Raw genomic sequence first — 19,558 nt, forward strand, 5'->3', positions numbered from 1 at the left:
GGCGCGCACGCACCATCGAGTGCCGTCGCCACGGCCTGCCGAACACACATCAAGGAGGCACCCTTTTGGAGGGTCCCGAGATCAAGTTCGCCGAAGCCGTCATCGACAACGGCAAGTACGGCAAGCGCACCGTCCGGTTCGAGACCGGTCGGCTCGCACAGCAGGCGCAGGGCGCGGTCGCCGCGTACCTCGACGAGGAAACGATGCTCCTCTCGGCCACCAGCGCCGGCAAGCACCCGCGTGAAGGATTCGACTTCTTCCCGCTGACCGTCGACGTCGAGGAGCGCTCCTACGCCGCCGGCAAGATCCCCGGTTCGTTCTTCCGCCGCGAAGGCCGCCCGTCGACCGAGGCCATCCTGGTCTGCCGACTCATCGACCGGCCGCTGCGCCCGTCGTTCGTCGACGGCCTGCGCAACGAGGTCCAGATCGTCATCACCGTCCTGAGCATCGCTCCGGACGAGTTCTACGACGCGCTGGCCATCAACGCCGCGTCCGCGTCGACGCAGATCTCCGGTCTGCCGTTCTCCGGCCCGATCGCCGGTGTGCGCCTCGCGCTCATCCCGGGTTCGAACGGCACCGACCAGTGGGTCGCGTTCCCGAAGGCATCGCAGCTCGCCGACGCCGTCTTCGACCTCACGGTCGCTGGCCGTGTCGTCACCGACGAGGCGGGCAACGAGGACGTCGCCATCATGATGGTCGAGGCCGAGGCCACCGAGCACAGCTGGGAGCTCATCCAGGGCGGCGCCACCAAGCCCGACGAGGCCGTCGTCGCGCAGGGCCTCGAGGCGGCCAAGCCGTTCCTCAAGTCCCTCGTCGACGCCCAGGCGAAGCTCGCCGCGCAGTCCGCCAAGGAGATCCAGGACTACCCGGTCTTCCCGCCGTACGCGCCCGAGGTCTACTCGGCCGTCGAGGCCCTCGCGCTCTCCGAGCTTGGTGACGTCTACAAGATCGCCGCCAAGACCGAGCGCCAGGACGCCGACGACGCACTCAAGTCGCGCGTCAAGGAGGCCATCGCGTCGAAGGTGTCGGCGGGCGAACTGCCCGAGGTCGCCAACTCGCAGGTCAGTGCCGCGTACAAGTCGGTCACGAAGAAGGTCGTCCGCGGCCGCATCCTGACCGAGCAGGTCCGCATGGACGGTCGCGGCCTCGCCGACATCCGTCCGCTCGACGCCGAGGTCGCCGTGATCCCGCGCGTCCACGGTTCGGCGATCTTCCAGCGCGGCGAGACGCAGATCCTCGGCGTCACCACGCTGAACATGCTCAAGATGGAGCAGCAGATCGACTCGCTGTCGCCCGTCACGAAGAAGCGCTACCTGCACCACTACAACTTCCCGCCCTACTCGACCGGTGAGACCGGCCGTGTGGGTTCGCCGAAGCGTCGCGAGATCGGGCACGGCTTCCTCGCCGAGCGCGCCCTCGTGCCGGTGCTGCCGACGCGTGAAGAGTTCCCGTACGCCATCCGTCAGGTCTCCGAGGCGCTCAGCTCCAACGGCTCGACCTCGATGGGTTCCGTCTGCGCCTCGACCCTCTCGCTGCTCAACGCCGGTGTGCCCCTCAAGGCCCCGGTCGCCGGCATCGCGATGGGCCTGGTGTCCGACACCGTCGACGGCCAGACCCGCTACGCGGCGCTGACCGACATCCTCGGTGCCGAGGACGCCCTCGGTGACATGGACTTCAAGGTCGCCGGTACCTCGGAGTTCGTCACCGCGATCCAGCTCGACACCAAGCTCGACGGCATCCCGTCGACGGTGCTCGACGCGGCGCTGAAGCAGGCCAAGGAGGCCCGCTCGGCCATCCTCGGTGTGCTGAACGAGGCGATCGACGCCCCCGACGAGATGGCGGACACCGCTCCTCGCGTCATCTCGGTGCAGATCCCCGTCGACAAGATCGGCGAGCTGATCGGCCCGAAGGGCAAGACGATCAACGGCATCCAGGACGAGACCGGTGCCGACATCTCGATCGAGGACAACGGCACCGTCTACATCGGTGCCGTCGACGGACCGTCGGCCGAGGCCGCTCGTGCGTCGGTCAACGCGATCGCGAACCCGACCAACCCGGAGATCGGGGACCAGTTCCTCGGCACCGTCGTGAAGATCGCCACGTTCGGCGCCTTCGTGTCGCTGCTCCCGGGCCGTGACGGTCTGCTCCACGTCTCCGAGGTGCGCAAGCTCGCCGGTGGCAAGCGTGTGGAGAACGTCGAGGACGTCCTGGGCGTCGGCCAGAAGGTCCTGGTCGAGGTCACCAAGGTGGACGACCGCGGCAAGCTGTCGCTCGCGCCGGTCGTCGCCGAGGAGTCGGACACCGACTCCAGCGGTGCCCGCGAGGAGTCGACGGACGCCACCGTCTGATCCACCCCTGGCACACGAACGGCCGTCGTCCCTTCCGGGGCGGCGGCCGTTCGTCGTTGCGGGGCGGCCCGTGCCGAGACTCGGACTGGGCGACAGTTCTCGGGCACCGGGGCCCGAGAACTGTCGCTGACGCCGAGTCTCGGCCGAGCCGCGGGCGGCTGCCGGTCAGGCGGCGGGGGTCTCCTGCGTGCCGACGAGCTGCGCGCGACCGAGCAGGTGCTCACGCAGCACGAAGCCGACGACCGCGGGCGTCGCGTCGGCCGGCGCCTCGAGCAGCGGCACGTCGAGGGCGCTCAGCGTGAAGAAGTAGCGGTGCGCGCCGTGGCCCGCGGGCGGAGCGGCGCCGAGGAACGTGTCGGTGCCGAACTCGTTGCGGCGGCGGAGTGCCTCGGCCGGCAGCAGGGCGTCGTCGGTGCCGGCGCCGGCGGGCAGCGAGGTCGCCGAGCCCGGGATGTCGGTCAGGCTCCAGTGCCAGAAGCCCGAGCCGGTCGGGGCGTCGGGGTCGTAGACGGTGAGGACGAAGCTCTTCGTGCCCTCGGGAGCGCCGGACCACTCGAGTGCGGGGGAGCGGTCCTCGCCACCCGCGTCGGTGCCGCGCGCCGAGGTCGGCAGCTCGCTGCCGTCGGTGAAGTCGGGGCTGGTCAGGGTGAACGAGGGGACCTCGGGGAGGTTCCAGTTGGGGTCGTTGGCCATGCGCCCAGCCAACACCCACAGCCTCGGCGGCCGCCCGACGCGGCCGCCCGACGCGGCCGCCCGACGCGGTCGCCCGACGCGGTCGCCCGACGCGGCCGCCCTGTCCGAACTCCGCCGAATGACCGGGAACGCTGGAAGCGCCCCCTGTTCGGGGGTATCTTCACCCCACGATCGACCAACCTGCCGATCGCGATCACGCCGACCCGTTTCCCTGCAGCGTCGGTGGGGTCCCGTGCTGCCAGCACGACATGAGGACAACGATGTTCGACAAGCGTTTCATCCACCACGCCATCGATCGCAGCGCCGAGAACGCGCTCGACCGACGACGGTTCTTCGCAGCCGCCGGCGTCGCCGGTGCCTCAGCCGGCATCGCCGCGCTCGGCTCGTCGGTGCTCACCACCGACCGCGCCGCCGCCACCCCGGAAGAGGACGGTGCCGTCTCCGACGCGGCCATCCTCAACTTCGCCCTGAACCTCGAGTACCTCGAGGCCGAGTTCTACCTGCGTGCCGTGTTCGGCGCGGGGCTCGCCGACAGCATGATCACCGGCATCGACCCACAGGGGCCGGTGATCGGTGGCAAGAAGGTGCCGTTCAAGACCGCGGCCATCCGCGGCATCGCCACCGAGATCGCGAACGACGAGCGCGCGCACGTGGCGTTCCTCCGATCCGCCCTCGGCGGTGCGACGGTCTCACGTCCGAAGATCGACCTCGTGTCGAGCTTCACCGCGGCGGCGCGCGCTTCGGGTGTGGTCGGCCCGACCGGCACCTTCGACCCGTTCGCCAGTGAGGAGAACTTCCTGCTCGGGGCGTACATCTTCGAGGACGTCGGGGTCACCGCCTACAAGGGGGCCGCGCCGCTCATCACCAGCAAGACGTACCTCAGTGCCGCGGCGGGCATCCTCGCCGTCGAGGCCTACCACGCCGGGATCATCCGGTCGAAGCTCTCGGACAAGGGGCTGCAGGTGCCGGCGAACAAGATCTCCGACGCCCGTGACTCGCTCGACGGTCCGACCGATGACGACCAGGGGGTGACGACCCGGTCGGGAGCGGTGAACCTCGTGCCGACGGACTCGAACTCGCTCGCCTACGGCCGCACCGCGGAGCGTGTCCTGAACGTGGTGTTCCTGAACCCGAACCAGATCGACAAGGGCGGGTTCTTCCCGGACGGCGTCAACGGGTCGATCGTCTCGAGCGGCAACCCCGGGAGCGCCACCGGACCGGCCTGATCCGCGCGACGCGACCGGTCGCGGTGAGCGCGACCACAGTGCGGACGGGAGGCACGGTGCCAGCTGGCGCCGTGCCTCCCGTCCGCTCGTGGTCGCGCCGGGCTGACGCCGACGGCTGACGCGACAAGGTCGACGTCGTGCGACATCGGGGATGTCGTTCGTGCGCGCCTGCGACTGTTGCGGCCGCGGTGGAGCGACAAAGCCGACGTCGTACGACATCGGGGGTGTCGTTCTGCGTCGACGGCAGCCGGGCGTCAGGCGGCGAGGACGCGGTCCACGACGCGACCGAGCGCTGCCGTCGCCGCGATGGCGTCACCGGCGTAGGCGCCGGCCATCGCACCGTCGCGCGCGAGCATGAGCTCGTCGGCACCGTCGCCCGGCAGCTGGTGGCCGGACTCCTGCAGCAGGGTGGCGAGCCGGTCGGTGTACCAGTCGCGGTGGGTGGCGACCACCTCGCGCACGGGGTCGCGGGGGTCGTGGTACTCAGCGGCGGCGTTGAGGAACGCGCACCCGCGGAAGTCGGGGTCGTTGACCTCGTCCGCCAGGGCGGCGACCCACGCGCGGACCGCTGCGGCGGAGGAGCCGGCGTCGGTGACGAGCTGTTCCAGGCGTTCCTGCACCCGCTCGTGCTGCGTGCGGATGTAGGCGAGGATCAGGTTGTCCTTCGACCCGTAGTGCTTGTAGAACGTCGCCTTCGTGACGCTCGCCTCGGAGATGAGGCGGTCGACGCCGACGCTGTGGATGCCCTCTTCGTAGAAGAGTCGCGTGGCCGTCTCGAGGATGCGGACCTTCGCGCCGCCGGAGCGGGGAGTCGGGGGGACGCTCGACCCGTCCGGCGACGCGAGGTTCGTGCTCGGACCAGGGAGACGCTGGACGGCCGGTTGGGGGGAATCGACCGTCACAGCGTGGCTCCTTGGTTCATCGGCTCCGCGACCGAGTGGGGGGACTCGTGGCCGCGAGGACTGATGTCCCGAGCCGCCGGATCGGAACTTAGGGGGGCTTTCGATCCGGCGTGAACGACTGTACCACAAGGAGGACAGACAGACGAGTCGGTCTGTCCGCAATTTCTGTACCCCTCTTCGAGTGACAGTCCGTGGGCCTGTGGAAACTGGGCGGTGGGCTCCGGAGCATCAGTAGGCTCGTCTGCGATGAACCAGCCAGTGCCACTGCCGCTCGGAGCCCCGGACACGTCCTTCCTGACGTCCGGAGGGGCCTTCGTCCGCCGCACCGTGCTGCCGTCGGGTGTCCGGGTGTTGACCGAAGCCGTGCCCGGTGCCGCTTCGACGAGCATCGGCTTCTGGGTCGGCGTCGGTTCGCGCGACGAACGCGACGGCCAGTTCGGATCGACCCACTTCCTCGAGCACCTGCTGTTCAAGGGCACCGAGACCCGGTCGGCGCTCGACATCGCGATCGCGTTCGACTCGGTCGGCGGCGAGCACAACGCCGCGACCGCCAAGGAGTACACCTGCTACTACGCACGGGTGCGGGACGCCGACGTCCCGATGGCCGTGCAGGTCATCGGTGACATGGTCACCGGCTCGGTGCTCGACCCCGAGGCGTTCGCCGTCGAGCGCGGCGTCATCCTCGAAGAACTCGCGATGGCCGCCGACGACCCGGCCGACGTCGCGGGCGAGGCGTTCTTCGCCGCGGCCTTCGGCGGACACGCGCTCGGCCGCCCGATCGGCGGGACCCCGGACAGCATCCGCGCGGTCCAGCGGGACGAGGTCCTGGCCCACTACCGCGAGCACTACGCACCGAACGGCATCGTCGTGACCGCCGCCGGTGCCGTCGACCACGACCGGTTCTGCGACGCGGTCGCCGCGGTGTTCCACGACGCACCGCACGCCGAGCCGCTCGCGCGCCGGACGCCACAGACCGTCGCCGACCCCATCGAGCCCAAGCTGTCGGTGGTCCACCGCCCGACGGAGCAGGTCAGCATGCTGCGCGGCTCGCAGGGGCTCGACCTGCGCGACGACCGCCGGCCGTCCCTCAGCGTCCTGAACGCCGTGCTCGGCGGGGGCATGAGCTCCCGGCTCTTCCAAGAGGTCCGCGAGCGACGCGGCCTCGCCTACGCGGTGTCGTCCTTCGCGCCCGCCTACCTCGACAACGGCGCCTTCGGCGTCTACGCGGGCTGTGCGCCCGACAACGTCCCCGGGGTCATCGAGATCATCGACGCCGAGTTCCGCCGCATGGTGGACGACGGCATCACCGACGACGAGCTCCGCCGCGCCAAGGGCCAGATCGAGGGCGCCCTGACGCTCTCGCTCGAGGACTCCGACGCCCGGATGACCCGCCTCGGCCGGTCCGAGCTCGGCACCGGGGAGTACACCGACCTGTCGACCGCACTGGAGCGTGTCGACCGGGTCACCACCGACGGCGTGCTCGAACTCGCCCGCGACCTCCTGACCCGCCCGACGATCACGTCGGTGGTCGGGGCGGTGCAGCAGGACGAGCTCGCCGCAGCGATCGGGATGGGCAGCTGAGCACGGACATGTCGCACTACCTGTACCTCGTCCGGCACGGCGAACACCAGGACGCCGAGCACGGCCTCCGCGACGGCAAGCTGTCGGAACGCGGCAAGCGCCAGGCGATGCTGGTCGCCGATCGACTCGGCGGGCTGCCGTTCGACGGCGTGTACCACTCGCCGTTGGAGGCCCCCAGCGAGACCGCCGCGTTCCTGGCGCAGCGACTGCCGTCGATCCAGCCCGAACCCTCGACGCTGCTGTTCGACTGCGTCCCCTCCGGCCCGACCCCGGACATGCCGCACGCCTACCAGGGCTGGTACGGCGGCGTCACGGAAGAGGAGATCATCGCCGGCCAGGCGCAGATGGGCGACGCCGTCTCCGAGTGGTTCACCCCGGCGCGCGAGGACCGGCACGACCTGCTCATCACCCACAACGCCGTGATCGGCTGGTTCGTGCGCGAAGCGTTCCAGGCGCCCGAGTGGCGCTGGATGGGCACGAACGTCGCGCACACCGCGCTCACGATCATCCGGATCCGCTCCGCGAAGCCGGCCGAGGTGGTCGCTCTGAACGACCTGGCCCACCTGCCGGTGGAGCTCCGCACCGGGCTGCCGGTCGACCAGCCCGTCTAGCGTCGCGCGCTGGCCGGGTGGTCGGCGTCGACCGGGAGGCCCGTGACAGCTCAGACGATCGGCGTGCGGGCCGTGCGCTTGCGGGCCGTGCGTTTGCGGTACCAGGCGGTCGCGTTCGGGTTGTCGTTGAACGGCGCGACGCGCTCGTAGCCCCGGCTGCGGTACATCGCGCCTGCGGCGACGAGCGAGTCGTTCGTGTCCAGCACGATGCTCGTCGCCCCCAGCGCGGCGCCCTCCCGTTCGAGCGCGTCCATCAGCGCCGTGGCCACGCCCTTCCCCCGGCCCGCCGGGGTGACGAAGACGTGCTTGACCTCGAACCGGACGTCCGTGGTGGTCGCGTCGGGGTCGTCCGCGATCCGCCGCAGGCCGCCGCAGCCGACCGCGACCCCGTCGTCGTACGCCACCGCGAAGACCCCGTTCGGCGGCGTGAACTCCGCCGCCGGGGTGCGCTTGCGCGAGTACGCGCCCTGCGCACTGGGGAACGTCGCCTCGCGCTCGTCGAGGTACGCGTCGAGCAGGACGTCGACCTCGGGCAGATCGGCCGGCACGGTCCTGACCTCGACTGACATGCGGTCGATCCTAGGATGGACCGCATGGTCACTCCCGTCGCCGTCGTCGGCGCCACCGGTCGTCTCGGGGGCCTCGTGGCCTCCGTCGTCGAGGAACTCCCGGAGTTCGAGCTCGTCGCCCGTCTGTCATCGAAGGACGGTGCCCACGAAGCACCGCCGTCGGTGTTCGGCGGTGCCGCGCTCGTCGTGGACGTGACGGTGCCCGCGCTCAGCCCCGCGATCGTCGAGAACGCGCTGTCGAGCGGGGCGAACGTCCTCGTCGGCACGTCCGGGTGGTCCGCCGACCGTCTCGCGAAGCTCCGTACCGCCCTGCAGGAGCGTCCCGACCAGGGCGTCCTCGTGGTGCCGAACTTCTCGATCGGGTCGGTGCTCGGCACCCACCTGGCCACCATCGCGGCGCCGTGGTTCCCCTCCGTCGAGATCGTCGAGACGCACCACGCCGGCAAGATCGACTCGCCGTCCGGCACCGCGGTGCGCACCGCCGAGCTCATCGCCGAGGCCCGTCGCGACGTCGGCCCGGTCGAGGCCCCGCACGTCGACCAGCGCGCCCGCGGCCAGCAGGTGGCGAGCGTGCCGATCCACTCGCTCCGGCTGCCCGGGGTGAAGGCCGTGCAGGACGTCCTGCTCAGCGGCCCCGGCGAGACCCTGACGATCCGGCACGACACCAACGACGACGTCGCCTACGTCGCCGGGATCCGTGCGGCGTTGTCCGCCCTCGGATCCGCCCGCGGGCTCACCGTGGGCCTCGGCAGCGTCCTCGGCATCGGCTGACCCGGTGGGACGTGCAGCGCGTGCCGGTCGCGCGATCCGGTCGCCGTTCTGGGGCGCAGCGCTGATGACCCTGCTGCTGGCGCTCTACATCGTGCTCGTCGGGCAGCGGGCCGTGGCGTTCATCGCCACCGGCATCCCGATCGGGATCGGCATCGGCGTCGCCCTGTTCATCGTCGCCGCGATCGGGGCGCTGCTGCTCGTGCTCGAGTTCCGCTTCGGCATCCGGATCACCCGGCTCGGCTCCCGGCTCGAGGCGGAGGGCGGTGCACCGGAGGACGTCGTGCCCGTGCGTCCGTCCGGCCGTCCGACGCGCGATGCCGCCGACGAGCTCTTCCCGCAGTACAAGGCCGCCGTCGAGCAGGACCCGGCGGACTGGCGCGCCTGGTACCGGCTCGGGGTCGTCTACGACGCCGCGGGGGACCGCAAGCGCGCTCGAGCCGCGATGCGCACGGCCCTGTCGCGATCGAGCGCCTGAGACCCGGTCAGAGGACCGCGTCGACGGCGTCCACCGCACGCGTGTACCGGAACGTGTAGCCGGACTCGAGCAGCTTCGTCGGCACCATCCGCTGACTCGACAGCAGCATCTCGTCGGCGGCGTCCTGCAGCGCCAGGCGCAGCGCGAACTCCGGGATCCGGAACAGGTACGGCCGGTGCAGGTCCTCCGCGACGCGCTTCGTGATGCGGTCGGCGACGACGGCTTCCGGCCCGGCGAGGTTGACCGGTCCGCTGACACCGGACGCCGACGGGCTCGTCGCCAGGTGCACGATCGCCCCGACCTCGTCCTCGAGCGCGATCCACGGCCAGTGCTGCCCGCCGGTGCCGAGGCGGCTGCCCAGTCCGAACCGGGTCAGCGGCAGGATCGGTGCGAGCGCGCCGCCGCCCTCGCCGATCACGATGCCCGTGCGCAGGGTGACGACACGGACGCCCTCCGGAGCCGCGTTCGCCGCGGATTCCCAGGCGGTGCAGACCTCGGCGAGGAACCCGGTGCCGGGGGCCGCGTCGTCCTGCAGGACGTCCGCCGGGCGGTCGCCGTACACGCCGGACGCCGACCCGGACAGGAACAGCGCCGGGGGAGTGCTGGCGTGCCGCATCGCCTCGACCAGGGTGTCGGTCGCGTCGACGCGGGAGCGCCGGATCTCCTCGCGGTACTTCGCGGTCCAGGGCAGCTTGCCGATGTTCGCCCCCGCCAGGTTGATCACCACGTCGGCACCGTCGACGATGGCCGGGTCGAGCGGCCGGCGACCCGGAGCCCAGCGGAACTCGGTGGCCGTGTGGGGCTCGCGTCGGACGAGCGTGGTCACGTGGTGGCCCGCCTCGCGCAGCGCGCGGACGAGCGGGGTGCCGATGAAGCCGGACGCACCGGCGATCAGGATCGAGAGGGGCTCTGCCGCCGTGTCTGCCATGCCGGCAACGCTACTCATGCTGCCGTTGGCTTTCGCCGACGTAGGCTTCTGTGTGTGAGCGACAGCGAGACCGTGCAGCCCGACCCCACCGTGCCGACCCCGTACGAGGACCTGCTCCGCCGGGTCCTGACCGAGGGCACGCCGAAGGGTGACCGCACCGGCACCGGGACCCGCAGCCTGTTCGGCGCGCAGCTCCGCTACGACCTGTCGAAGGGCTTCCCGCTCGTGTCCACGAAGCGCGTGCACTTCAAGTCGATCGCGTACGAGCTGCTCTGGTTCCTGCGCGGCGACGGCAACGCCACCTGGCTGCAGGAGCACGGTGTCCGGATCTGGAACGAGTGGGCGGACGAGGACGGCGACCTCGGCCCCGTCTACGGCGTGCAGTGGCGCTCGTGGCCGACCCCGTCCGGCGAGCACGTCGACCAGATCGCCCAGGTCATCGACCAGATCCGCACGAACCCGGACAGCCGTCGGCTCATCGTCTCGGCGTGGAACGTCGCAGAGATCCCGGACATGGCGCTCGCCCCGTGCCACGCGTTCTTCCAGTTCTACGTCAACGACGGCAAGCTCTCGTGCCAGCTCTACCAGCGCAGCGCCGACATGTTCCTCGGCGTCCCGTTCAACATCGCCTCCTACGCCCTGCTCACCCACATGATCGCCGCGCAGACCGGGCTCGAGGTCGGCGACTTCGTCTGGACCGGCGGCGACTGCCACGTCTACGACAACCACGTCGAGCAGGTCGAGGAGCAGCTGTCCCGCACGGCGTACGCCCTGCCGACGCTCGAGCTCGCGCCGCGCGACTCGATCGACGACTACGAGTACGAGGACTTCACCGTCGTCGGCTACCACCACCACCCGGCGATCAAGGCCGCGGTCGCCGTCTGATGATCGGCATGGTCTGGGCTCGGTCGACCGACGGGGTCATCGGGGCCGACGGCGGCATGCCCTGGCACGTGCCCGAGGACCTCGCGCACTTCAAGCAGGTCACCGGCGACGCAACGGTGCTCATGGGCCGTCGTACCTGGGAGTCCCTGCCGGAACGCTTCCGCCCGCTGCCCGGTCGCCGGAACGTGGTGCTCACCCGAGACGCGTCCTGGACCGCCGACGGCGCCGAGGCCGTGCACGACCTCCGCGCCACGCTCGACGGTGCCGACGGTGCCGACGGTGCCGAGGGCCCCGTCTGGGTCATCGGCGGCGGCCAGGTCTACGCCGCGGCGCTGGACCGTGCCGACCGCGTGTCCGAGACCGTCATCGACGTCGACGTGCCCGGCGACACCGTCGCACCGACGCTCGGCGAGTCGGCCGGCTGGACGCTCACCGACGAGGGCCCGTGGCAGGTGTCCCGCACCGGGGCCCGCTACCGCTTCCTCGAGTGGCGCCGCAGCGCGTCCTGACCGACAGCGGCCCGCGGTGCCCCGTGCTCGCGCCCGCTCGCGGGCGTCGCGCGCGTGCTCGCGCCCGCTCGCGGGCGTCGCGCCCCGGTGAGTCGGGGCGCGACGGCCATTGCGGGGCGCGACGCGGGCCGGGACCCGGGCGTGAGCGGCGGGGCGGAGGCGATCCGGGCCTCCCGTCCGCGCCGCAGGCAGGCGACCGTCCACCCGGACGGCGGCCATCGCGCGCATCCCCGGTACGCTGGTGCCCGTGTCCCCGCGTGAGAATCCCTTCGGTCAGGTCCTCGTCGCCCTCGTGACCCCGTTCACGGCCGACGGCGAGGTCGACTGGCCCGGCGTCGAGCAGCACATCGACGACTGCATCACCGCCGGTGCCGACGGCATCGTCGTCACCGGAACGACTGGCGAGACGAGCACCCTGACCGACCCCGAGAAGCTCCGTCTGGTCGAGGTCGGCAAGTCCGTCGCCGCGGGCCGCGCGAAGATCATCACGGGTGGCGGGTCGAACGAGACCGCGCACGCGATCCACCTGTACAAGCAGAGCGAGAAGGCCGGCGCGGACGGTGTGATGATCGTCACGCCGTACTACAACAAGCCGACCCAGTCGGGGGTGCTCACCCACTTCCGGATGATCGCCGACGCCACCGACCTGCCGGTGATCCTGTACGACATCCCGGGGCGCACCGGCATCCCGATCACGTACGAGACGATCGTGCGGGCGTCGCACCACCCGAACATCCTCGCCGTGAAGGACGCCAAGGGCGACTTCGCCGAGGTGTCCCGCGTGCTCAACAACACCGACCTCATGTACTTCTCCGGCGACGACACCAACGTGCTCCCGCACCTGTCGATCGGCGCGACGGGCCTGATCGGCGTCACCGCGAACATCACGAGCACGCCGTACCGCACCATCATCGACGCCGTGAACCGCGGCGACCTGGCGACCGCCACCGCCGAGCACAAGCGCGTCGAGCCCCTCGTCCGCGCCGTGATGACCCACGTTCCCGGCACAGTCGCGGCGAAGTACATCCTGCACGGGCTCGGCCGCATCGGCAGCCCGCGCGTCCGTCTGCCGCTCGTCGGCCCCGAGGACTCCGAGGCGTACGCCATCGAGACCTCGCTCGAAGCCGTGCGCGACGTGCCCGGCGCCGACTTCTCGAACTTCCGCCCCGACCGCAACGCAGCGGCCGGCGGCGCACTGCCAAAGGTGCCAGGCACCACCCGCTAGCGAACACCGCGGCGCGCTCCTCGCGCGTCGCCTGAATCCGTAGGACCGAATGCCCACACAAGTCTCCACACCGCAGCCGCTCGAACCCGGAACCCTCCGCGTCATCCCCATCGGGGGACTCGGCGAGATCGGTCGCAACATGACCGTCTACGAGTACGAGGGCAAGCTGCTCATCGTCGACGCCGGCGTGCTCTTCCCCGAGGAGCACCAGCCCGGGGTCGACCTGATCCTGCCGGACTTCGCGCCGATCCGTGACCGTCTCGACGACGTCCTCGGTGTCGTGCTCACGCACGGCCACGAGGACCACATCGGTGCCGTCCCGTACCTGCTGAAGCTCCGCGACGACATCCCGCTGATCGGCTCCACGCTGACCCTCGCGCTCGTCGAGGCGAAGCTCAAGGAACACCGGATCAAGCCGTACACGCTCGTCGTGGCCGAGGACCAGACCGAGCAGCTCGGCCCGTTCCACCTCGAGTTCGTGGCCGTGAACCACTCCATCCCGGACGCCCTCGCCGTCTCGATCACGACCCCCGCCGGTCGTGTCCTGCACACGGGTGACTTCAAGATGGACCAGCTCCCGCTGGACGACCGCATCACCGACCTCCGCGCGTTCGCGCGCCTGGGCGAGGCCGGCGTGGACCTGTTCCTGCCGGACTCGACCAACGCCGACGTCCCGGGCTTCACCGCTCCGGAGCGCGACATCGGCCCGGTCCTCGAGAACATCATCACGCGCGCCCGCAAGAAGGTCGTCGTGGCGAGCTTCTCGTCGCACGTGCACCGTGTCCAGCAGGTCCTCGACGCCGCCGCGGCCGCGAACCGCAAGGTCGCCTTCATGGGGCGCTCGATGATCCGCAACATGACCATCGCCGCCGACCTCGGCTACCTCCGGGTGCCCGAGAACGTCCTCATCGACACGAAGAAGGCGAAGAACGTCCCCGACGACCAGATCGTCTACATGTCGACGGGGTCGCAGGGCGAGCCGATGGCCGTGCTCGCGCGCATGGCGAACCTCGAGCACCAGATCGAGATCGGCGAGGGCGACACCGTCATCCTCGCCTCGTCGCTGATCCCGGGCAACGAGAACGCCGTGTACCGCGTCATCGACGGGCTGACGAAGCTCGGCGCGAAGGTCGTGCACAAGGGCAACGCCAAGGTGCACGTCTCCGGACACGCCTCGGCCGGTGAACTGCTCTACTGCTACAACATCCTGCGTCCGCGCAACGTCCTGCCCGTGCACGGCGAGCACCGCCACCTGTACGCGAACGCCGACCTGGCGATCCAGACGGGTGTGCCGCCGCGCAACGTGATCCTCGGGCAGGACGGCATCGTCGTCGACCTGAAGGACGGCGTCGCGACGGTCGCCGGGCAGCTCGACATCGGTTACGTGTACGTCGACGGCTCGACCGTGGGCGAGATCACCGACGCCGACCTCAAGGACCGCCGCGTGCTGTCCGAAGAGGGCTTCATCTCGGTCTTCGCCGCGGTGGACTTCACCACCGGCCAGTGCGTCATCGGCCCGGAGATCCAGTCGCGCGGCTTCGCCGAGGACGACTCCGTGTTCGACGACGTCCGCCCCCAGATCGCCAAGGCGATCGCCGAGGCGGCCGCCAACGGCACGCGCGACTCGCACGCGTTCGCGCAGGTCGTCCGCCGCACGGTCGGCCGGTGGGTCAACACCAAGCACCGTCGTCGTCCGATGATCGTCCCGGTGGTCATCGAGGCGTAGCGCGTCAGTCGCGTCAGTCGCGTTCATCGCGGTCGACCGGGAGGCCCGTCCAGCGTCCGTCACGGATGCTGCGGCGGGCCTCCCTTGGTTTGTCCTGAGTGGGGATTAGGGTTCTGCCCATGGCCGGAGGCACCAAGTCGACCACGCGCTCGCGCGCGTCCACGTCGTCCCGTGGGAACGGGACGCGCGGTTCGTCGCGCACCCAGGCCACGACGAAGAAGCTGCCGCAGGCGGCACCGACACCGGTGTTCCGCGAGCAGAACCCGCTCGTGACGTTCTGGCTCGCGATGGCGCACGGCGTCGGCGCGATGTTCCGACTGCTCGGCAAGGAGTCCCTCGAGAAGGACCAGCGGCGTGACGGGTTCCCGTTCCTGCTGTTCGTGCTGGCCATCGCCGGCGCGGTCGTCGAGTGGCTCAACCCGACGAACGGCGTGTCGGTCGCACTCGACGCGTACACGTTCGGCGGGCTGTTCGGTCGGTTGGCGTTCGCCCTGCCGGTGATCATGATCGTCTTCGCCGGATGGCTGTTCCGGCACCCGGCCTCGGTGCACGACAACACCCGGATCGGCATCGGCCTCGGGATCCTGCTCGTCGCGATCGCCTCGCTCTGCCACGTCTTCGGCGGGCAGCCGAGCGCAGCGGACGGCATGCCCGCCCTGGCTGCGGCCGGCGGGGTGCTCGGCTGGGTCGTGATCGGCTGGCTCGTCACGATCGCGACCGCCTGGGTCGCGGTCCCGGTGGCGATCGTGCTGCTCGTGCTCTCCCTCTTCATCATCACCAAGACGCCGCCGAACAAGGTCGGGCGTCGGCTGCACGAGCTGTACGCGTACCTGTTCGGCGCGCCGGCCCCGGCCGCCGAGCCCGAGGTCGAAGCGGCAGCTGCGGCGCCCGCTGCGCGCACCAAGACGGCCAAGCGCGGCAAGAAGGGCGACACCGACTTCCAGCTGTTCGACGACCTCGGCTTCGGCGACGAGCAGGCTGCTGCCGACGGTGACGCCGGCGGCGACAACGTGCCGTGGTGGCGGCGGAACAAGTCCGGGCGCGAAGAGGACCCGGCGTACGACAGCCCGGTGCTGCCCCCGGCCACCGGTGTCGCACCGACGGCCCCGCCCGCCGCGGCGGCTGCACCCGCTGCCCCGGTGGTCAACCCCAACGCGGGCGCTGCCGCCGGCCTCGTGGACCTGACACCGGCCGAACCCGCGTCGGTCAACCTCAACGACTCCGTCGAACAGGACCTGCAGGTCGCCGAGCAGGCCCTGCGAGACTTCGGCACCGACGTCCCCGCGCGTCCGGAGCCGACCGCGGCGATCCGCCCCGCGGTGCCCGACGTGGTCGCGGCCCCCCTCGTCGAGGACCCCGCCGCCGACGAGCCCGAGGAACTCTCCGCGGCGGCGACCGACGACGACCCGTCGAAGCCGTACCGCCTGCCGGCCGCCACCACCCTGAGCTCCGGCACCCCCTCGGTCGCCCGCAGCCAGGCGAACGACGACATCGTCGCCGCCATCACCGGCGTGCTGACGGAGTTCAAGGTCGACGCGAAGGTCACCGGGTTCTCCCGCGGCCCGACGGTCACCCGCTACGAGATCGAGCTCGGACCGGGCGTCAAGGTCGAGCGCGTCACGGCGCTGTCGAAGAACCTGTCGTACGCGGTGGCCTCCAACGAGGTCCGGATCCTCTCGCCGATCCCGGGCAAGAGCGCCATCGGCGTCGAGATCCCGAACTCCGACCGCGAGATCGTGTCCCTCGGCGACGTGCTGCGCTCGAACGCGGCACGCAAGTCGAAGCACCCGATGACGATCGGCGTCGGCAAGGACGTCGAGGGTGGCTTCGTCGTCGCGAACCTGGCGAAGATGCCGCACCTGCTCGTCGCCGGTTCGACCGGTTCCGGCAAGTCGGTCTTCATCAACTCGATGATCACGTCGCTGCTCATGCGGGCGAAGCCGTCCGAGGTCCGCATGGTCCTGGTCGACCCGAAGCGCGTCGAGCTCTCGATCTACGCGGGTGTCCCGCACCTCATCACGCCCATCATCACGAACCCGAAGAAGGCCGCCGAAGCGCTGCAGTGGGTCGTGAAGGAGATGGACATGCGGTACGACGACCTGGCGTCGTTCGGGTTCCGCCACGTCGACGACTTCAACAAGGCGATCGAGAACAACGAGATCGTCCTGCCCGCGGGCAGCGAGCGGAAGCTCAAGCCGTACCCGTACCTGCTCGTCGTCGTCGACGAGCTCGCGGACCTCATGCTCGTCGCCCCGCGCGACGTCGAGGAGTCGATCGTCCGCATCACCCAGCTCGCCCGTGCCGCCGGCATCCACCTGGTGCTCGCGACGCAGCGCCCGTCGGTGGACGTCATCACCGGCCTGATCAAGGCGAACGTGCCCTCCCGCATCGCCTTCGCGGTGACGAGCGTCACGGACTCCCGTGTCATCCTCGACCAGCCCGGCGCGGACAAGCTCATCGGCCAGGGCGACGCGCTGTTCCTGCCGATGGGGTCGTCGAAGTCCCTGCGCGTGCAGGGAGCGTGGGTGCAGGAGGGCGAGGTCGCCGAGGTCGTCCAGCACGTGACCCGCCAGGCCCAGCCCGAGTACCGCCAGGACGTCCAGGCCGTGGTCGAGCGCAAGGAGATCGACGCCGACATCGGCGACGACCTCGAGCTGCTGCTCGCGGCGGTCGAACAGGTCGTCTCGACGCAGTTCGGCTCGACCTCGATGCTGCAGCGCAAGCTCCGGGTCGGCTTCGCCAAGGCCGGTCGCCTGATGGACCTGATGGAGTCCCGCGACATCGTCGGTCCGTCCGAGGGCTCGAAGGCCCGCGACGTGCTCGTCACCACCGACCAGCTGCCCGCGGTGCTCGCGAAGCTCCGCGGCGAGGAGCCACCGGCTGCTCCGGCGCCCGTGGCCCCCGTCCCCGGCCCGAGCGACGACGGCGACCGCTACGGCGCCGACCCCGTGGGCGACATGACCCGCGGGTACGATGAAGTGCACGACGAGCCCGATGAGGACGCGTGGGGACTGACGGGCAGGGAGTGAAGGCGATGACCGCCTCGGACGGCACGGACACGGCACACGGCGCGAAGTTCCCCTGGCGCGGGCGACTGCTCCGCAAGGGTCCCGGCCCCGCATCGACGGCGAACGTCGCGAACATCATCACCGTGGTGCGCATCCTGATGGCGCCGCTGTTCTTCGTGCTGCTCCTCGCCGATGCCGGCAACGACGGCCCGCTGCGCATCTGGGCGGCGATCGTCTTCGTCGTCGCGATCGTGACCGACAGCGCCGACGGCATCATCGCCCGGCGGCAGAACCTGGTCACCGACTTCGGCAAGCTCGTCGACCCGATCGCCGACAAGGTCCTGATCGGCGGCGCGCTCGTCGCCCTGTCGATCCTGGCCGAGCTGCCCTGGTACGTGACGGTGCTCATCATGGTGCGCGAGATCGGCATCACGGTGTTCCGCTTCGCGGTGCTGTCGGACCGGGTGATCCCGGCCAGCCGTGGCGGCAAGATCAAGACGGTGCTGCAGGCCGTCGCCCTGACGTCGGCACTCTTCCCGTGGTGGGAGCTCGTCGGTGACTGGGCGCACTGGGTGAACGTGGTGCTGATGAGCGCCGCCTTCCTGGCGACCGTGCTCAGCGGCATCGACTACCTGTACCAGGCGTGGAAGCACAACCGGACCACCGCGTGACGCAGGCCGACGACGCGACCGGCGCCGTGCCTCCCGGCCCTGCCGACACGGTCGACGCGATCGCGCGGGACCTGGTCGCCGACCTGACGCGTCGCGGTGAGACCGTCGCCGTGGCGGAGTCGCTCACCGGCGGGTTGGTGGTGTCGACGCTCGTCGGTGTTCCGGGAGCGAGCGCCGTGGTGCGCGGGGGAGTCGTGGCCTACGCGACGCCCGTCAAGCACACCGTGCTCGGGGTGTCGTCGGCGTTGCTGGCGGCCAACGGGGCTGTCGATCCCGAGGTCGCGCGGCAGATGGCGGCCGGTGTCCGCATCGCGCTGTCCGTCGACGGTGAGCCGGCGACGTGGGGGATCAGCACGACCGGTGTCGCCGGGCCGGACCCGCAGGACGGCAAGCCGGTCGGCACCGTGTACGTCGGCATCGCGTCGGCGGACGGCGCCACTGCCTGGGAACTCCACCTCGACGGGGACCGCGGTGCAATCCGCACGGCGTCCGTCTCCGAACTCCTGACACGGATGTCGTCCGTGGTCCGGGGCCGGGAATAGGTCCCGTTTCCACTGGGTTACATCTCACGCAATCTCCAGCAGGACGGCAGCCAGCCTGGTTAGCATGCTTCAACCGGCAACGCTAAAGTTGCTGAACCCGAACTCGATCCTCCGGATCGGGCGGGCGCGGAGACGACAGAGAGGAGGAGTTCTCATGGTTCTCGTTCGTCAGGAAATCGGCGATGTGCTTCGGGACTTCCGCTTGCAGAAGGGCCGGACCCTCCGTCAGGTCGCGTCCAAGGCCAGTGTGGCTCTCGGGTACCTCAGTGAGGTCGAGCGTGGTCAGAAAGAGGCCAGCTCGGAGATCCTCGCGTCCGTCGCGGATGCGCTGGACACCCCCATCTCCACGATCATGCGCGAGGTGGGCGACCGCCTCGCGATCGTCGAGGGACTCACTCCCGTCCCCGACACGCTCCCGGACGACCTCGTCGCCGAGTTCGACAACGACCTCGCGGTGCGCTGAGCGCCTCGCACTGAACGCCCCCGCCGGAACCTCCCGGCGGGGGCGTTCTGCGTTCGGGGCGCTGTGCACGGGGGCGCTGTGTGTTCGGGGACGCTTTAGGCTTGTCGGATGCGGGTGAGTGAGTTCTGGCGTGCCGTCGACCAGGTGTTCGGCGAGGCCTACGGGTCCGTGGTCAGCCGTGACGTCGTGCTCGAGGACCTCGGCGGCCGCTCTGCCGTGGACGCCCTCGCCGCCGGCATCGACGCCCGTCGGGTGTGGGACGCCCTCTGCGACTCGCAGGACGTCCCGCTCGACCGGCGGCACGGCAAGGGGTTGGCCGAGCCGCTGAGCTGAGGCAGCCGCGCGTGGCCGCGCTGTCTCCGATACCCGAAACTGTGTTCGGCGTGTTGCTCGAACGGGTGTTCGATCGGTGGTACGTTCCTCCA

At 70.6% G+C, this 19,558-nt stretch carries 19 protein-coding genes; 15 read left to right on the forward strand and 4 right to left on the reverse strand.

Annotated elements, in window-relative coordinates:
* Positions 1-65 precede the first annotated feature (65 nt).
* Positions 66-2,348 carry a polyribonucleotide nucleotidyltransferase gene (locus EDF40_RS17865; protein WP_123341041.1) on the forward strand — a complete coding sequence of 761 codons (2,283 nt, stop codon included), beginning with the start codon at positions 66-68 and terminating at the stop codon, positions 2,346-2,348.
* Positions 2,349-2,513: 165 nt separating this feature from the next.
* On the opposite strand, the gene EDF40_RS17870 is transcribed toward EDF40_RS17865, so the two are convergent.
* The gene (locus EDF40_RS17870; protein WP_123341040.1) at positions 2,514-3,041 is read right to left on the reverse strand and encodes a YbhB/YbcL family Raf kinase inhibitor-like protein; all 528 of its coding nucleotides are present in this window, start codon (positions 3,039-3,041) and stop codon (positions 2,514-2,516) included.
* Between the two features lie 260 nt (positions 3,042-3,301).
* On the opposite strand from EDF40_RS17870, the gene EDF40_RS17875 reads away from it, so the two are divergent.
* Positions 3,302-4,267, forward strand: a complete 966-nt coding sequence (locus EDF40_RS17875; RefSeq protein ID WP_123341039.1) for a ferritin-like domain-containing protein — start codon at positions 3,302-3,304, stop codon at positions 4,265-4,267.
* 254 nt (positions 4,268-4,521) lie between these two features.
* Here the strand turns inward: EDF40_RS17875 and EDF40_RS17880 are convergent, their stop codons facing one another.
* The gene (locus tag EDF40_RS17880) at positions 4,522-5,169 is read right to left on the reverse strand and encodes a TetR/AcrR family transcriptional regulator (RefSeq protein WP_123341038.1); all 648 of its coding nucleotides are present in this window, start codon (positions 5,167-5,169) and stop codon (positions 4,522-4,524) included.
* Positions 5,170-5,415: 246 nt separating this feature from the next.
* Between EDF40_RS17880 and EDF40_RS17885 the strand changes: the two genes are divergently transcribed.
* A complete protein-coding gene (locus EDF40_RS17885) occupies positions 5,416-6,750 on the forward strand; it encodes a pitrilysin family protein (protein ID WP_123293916.1) in 1,335 nt (444 codons plus the stop codon).
* A gap of 8 nt (positions 6,751-6,758) precedes the next feature.
* Positions 6,759-7,361: a histidine phosphatase family protein gene (locus EDF40_RS17890; RefSeq protein ID WP_111084585.1), complete on the forward strand. Its 603-nt coding sequence runs from the start codon at positions 6,759-6,761 to the stop codon at positions 7,359-7,361.
* 50 nt (positions 7,362-7,411) lie between these two features.
* On the opposite strand, the gene EDF40_RS17895 is transcribed toward EDF40_RS17890, so the two are convergent.
* On the reverse strand, positions 7,412-7,930 hold the full coding sequence (locus tag EDF40_RS17895; protein WP_123341037.1) for a GNAT family N-acetyltransferase: 519 nt from the start codon (positions 7,928-7,930) through the stop codon (positions 7,412-7,414).
* A gap of 24 nt (positions 7,931-7,954) precedes the next feature.
* Here EDF40_RS17895 and EDF40_RS17900 point away from each other — a divergent pair, with 24 nt between their 5' ends.
* Together EDF40_RS17900 and EDF40_RS17905 are read left to right on the forward strand one after the other, a co-directional pair.
* Positions 7,955-8,701 (forward strand): 4-hydroxy-tetrahydrodipicolinate reductase, encoded by a 747-nt coding sequence (locus EDF40_RS17900; protein WP_228505012.1) that lies wholly within the window; start codon positions 7,955-7,957, stop codon positions 8,699-8,701.
* Positions 8,702-8,765: 64 nt separating this feature from the next.
* Positions 8,766-9,176, forward strand: coding sequence for a tetratricopeptide repeat protein (locus EDF40_RS17905; RefSeq protein WP_123341145.1), 411 nt, complete (start codon positions 8,766-8,768; stop codon positions 9,174-9,176).
* A 7-nt stretch (positions 9,177-9,183) separates the two neighbouring features.
* Here the strand turns inward: EDF40_RS17905 and EDF40_RS17910 are convergent, their stop codons facing one another.
* On the reverse strand, positions 9,184-10,104 hold the full coding sequence (locus EDF40_RS17910; protein WP_123341036.1) for a TIGR01777 family oxidoreductase: 921 nt from the start codon (positions 10,102-10,104) through the stop codon (positions 9,184-9,186).
* Positions 10,105-10,158: 54 nt separating this feature from the next.
* Between EDF40_RS17910 and EDF40_RS17915 the strand changes: the two genes are divergently transcribed.
* From EDF40_RS17915 to EDF40_RS17955, 9 genes are all read left to right on the forward strand, one after another.
* Positions 10,159-10,989: a thymidylate synthase gene (locus EDF40_RS17915; protein ID WP_123341035.1), complete on the forward strand. Its 831-nt coding sequence runs from the start codon at positions 10,159-10,161 to the stop codon at positions 10,987-10,989.
* Positions 10,989-11,498 carry a dihydrofolate reductase gene (locus EDF40_RS17920; protein WP_123341034.1) on the forward strand — a complete coding sequence of 170 codons (510 nt, stop codon included), beginning with the start codon at positions 10,989-10,991 and terminating at the stop codon, positions 11,496-11,498. The genes EDF40_RS17915 and EDF40_RS17920 overlap by 1 nt, the downstream gene beginning before the upstream one ends.
* 247 nt (positions 11,499-11,745) lie before the next feature.
* On the forward strand, positions 11,746-12,723 hold the full coding sequence (gene dapA, locus EDF40_RS17925) for a 4-hydroxy-tetrahydrodipicolinate synthase (protein ID WP_111084638.1): 978 nt from the start codon (positions 11,746-11,748) through the stop codon (positions 12,721-12,723).
* A gap of 49 nt (positions 12,724-12,772) precedes the next feature.
* Entirely contained in the window at positions 12,773-14,449 is a 1,677-nt protein-coding gene (locus EDF40_RS17930) for a ribonuclease J (RefSeq protein WP_123341033.1), read from the forward strand.
* A 119-nt stretch (positions 14,450-14,568) separates the two neighbouring features.
* The gene (locus tag EDF40_RS17935) at positions 14,569-17,478 is read left to right on the forward strand and encodes a DNA translocase FtsK (RefSeq protein ID WP_123341032.1); all 2,910 of its coding nucleotides are present in this window, start codon (positions 14,569-14,571) and stop codon (positions 17,476-17,478) included.
* 5 nt (positions 17,479-17,483) lie between these two features.
* Entirely contained in the window at positions 17,484-18,128 is a 645-nt protein-coding gene (gene pgsA / locus EDF40_RS17940; protein ID WP_185003212.1) for a CDP-diacylglycerol--glycerol-3-phosphate 3-phosphatidyltransferase, read from the forward strand.
* Positions 18,125-18,670 (forward strand): CinA family protein, encoded by a 546-nt coding sequence (locus EDF40_RS17945; RefSeq protein ID WP_248704548.1) that lies wholly within the window; start codon positions 18,125-18,127, stop codon positions 18,668-18,670. The genes pgsA and EDF40_RS17945 overlap by 4 nt, the downstream gene beginning before the upstream one ends.
* A gap of 154 nt (positions 18,671-18,824) precedes the next feature.
* A complete protein-coding gene (locus tag EDF40_RS17950; protein WP_027464765.1) occupies positions 18,825-19,133 on the forward strand; it encodes a helix-turn-helix domain-containing protein in 309 nt (102 codons plus the stop codon).
* A 108-nt stretch (positions 19,134-19,241) separates the two neighbouring features.
* Positions 19,242-19,466 (forward strand): DUF3046 domain-containing protein, encoded by a 225-nt coding sequence (locus tag EDF40_RS17955; RefSeq protein WP_123341030.1) that lies wholly within the window; start codon positions 19,242-19,244, stop codon positions 19,464-19,466.
* The last annotated feature ends 92 nt before the right edge of the window (positions 19,467-19,558 follow it).

It is taken from the genome of Curtobacterium sp. PhB170, assembly GCF_003752345.1.
Taxonomy (GTDB): Bacteria; Actinomycetota; Actinomycetes; order Actinomycetales; family Microbacteriaceae; genus Curtobacterium.

Coding starts and splice junctions, on each gene's coding strand:
- EDF40_RS17870 (WP_123341040.1), bottom strand. CDS start 3,041: ATGGCCAACGACCCCAACTGGAACCTCCCCGAGGTCCCCTCGTTCACC.
- EDF40_RS17875 (WP_123341039.1), top strand. CDS start 3,302: ATGTTCGACAAGCGTTTCATCCACCACGCCATCGATCGCAGCGCCGAG.
- EDF40_RS17885 (WP_123293916.1), top strand. CDS start 5,416: ATGAACCAGCCAGTGCCACTGCCGCTCGGAGCCCCGGACACGTCCTTC.
- EDF40_RS17890 (WP_111084585.1), top strand. CDS start 6,759: ATGTCGCACTACCTGTACCTCGTCCGGCACGGCGAACACCAGGACGCC.
- EDF40_RS17895 (WP_123341037.1), bottom strand. CDS start 7,930: ATGTCAGTCGAGGTCAGGACCGTGCCGGCCGATCTGCCCGAGGTCGAC.
- EDF40_RS17900 (WP_228505012.1), top strand. CDS start 7,955: ATGGTCACTCCCGTCGCCGTCGTCGGCGCCACCGGTCGTCTCGGGGGC.
- EDF40_RS17905 (WP_123341145.1), top strand. CDS start 8,766: ATGACCCTGCTGCTGGCGCTCTACATCGTGCTCGTCGGGCAGCGGGCC.
- EDF40_RS17910 (WP_123341036.1), bottom strand. CDS start 10,104: ATGGCAGACACGGCGGCAGAGCCCCTCTCGATCCTGATCGCCGGTGCG.
- EDF40_RS17920 (WP_123341034.1), top strand. CDS start 10,989: ATGATCGGCATGGTCTGGGCTCGGTCGACCGACGGGGTCATCGGGGCC.
- EDF40_RS17930 (WP_123341033.1), top strand. CDS start 12,773: ATGCCCACACAAGTCTCCACACCGCAGCCGCTCGAACCCGGAACCCTC.
- EDF40_RS17935 (WP_123341032.1), top strand. CDS start 14,569: ATGGCCGGAGGCACCAAGTCGACCACGCGCTCGCGCGCGTCCACGTCG.
- pgsA (WP_185003212.1), top strand. CDS start 17,484: ATGACCGCCTCGGACGGCACGGACACGGCACACGGCGCGAAGTTCCCC.
- EDF40_RS17950 (WP_027464765.1), top strand. CDS start 18,825: ATGGTTCTCGTTCGTCAGGAAATCGGCGATGTGCTTCGGGACTTCCGC.
- EDF40_RS17955 (WP_123341030.1), top strand. CDS start 19,242: ATGCGGGTGAGTGAGTTCTGGCGTGCCGTCGACCAGGTGTTCGGCGAG.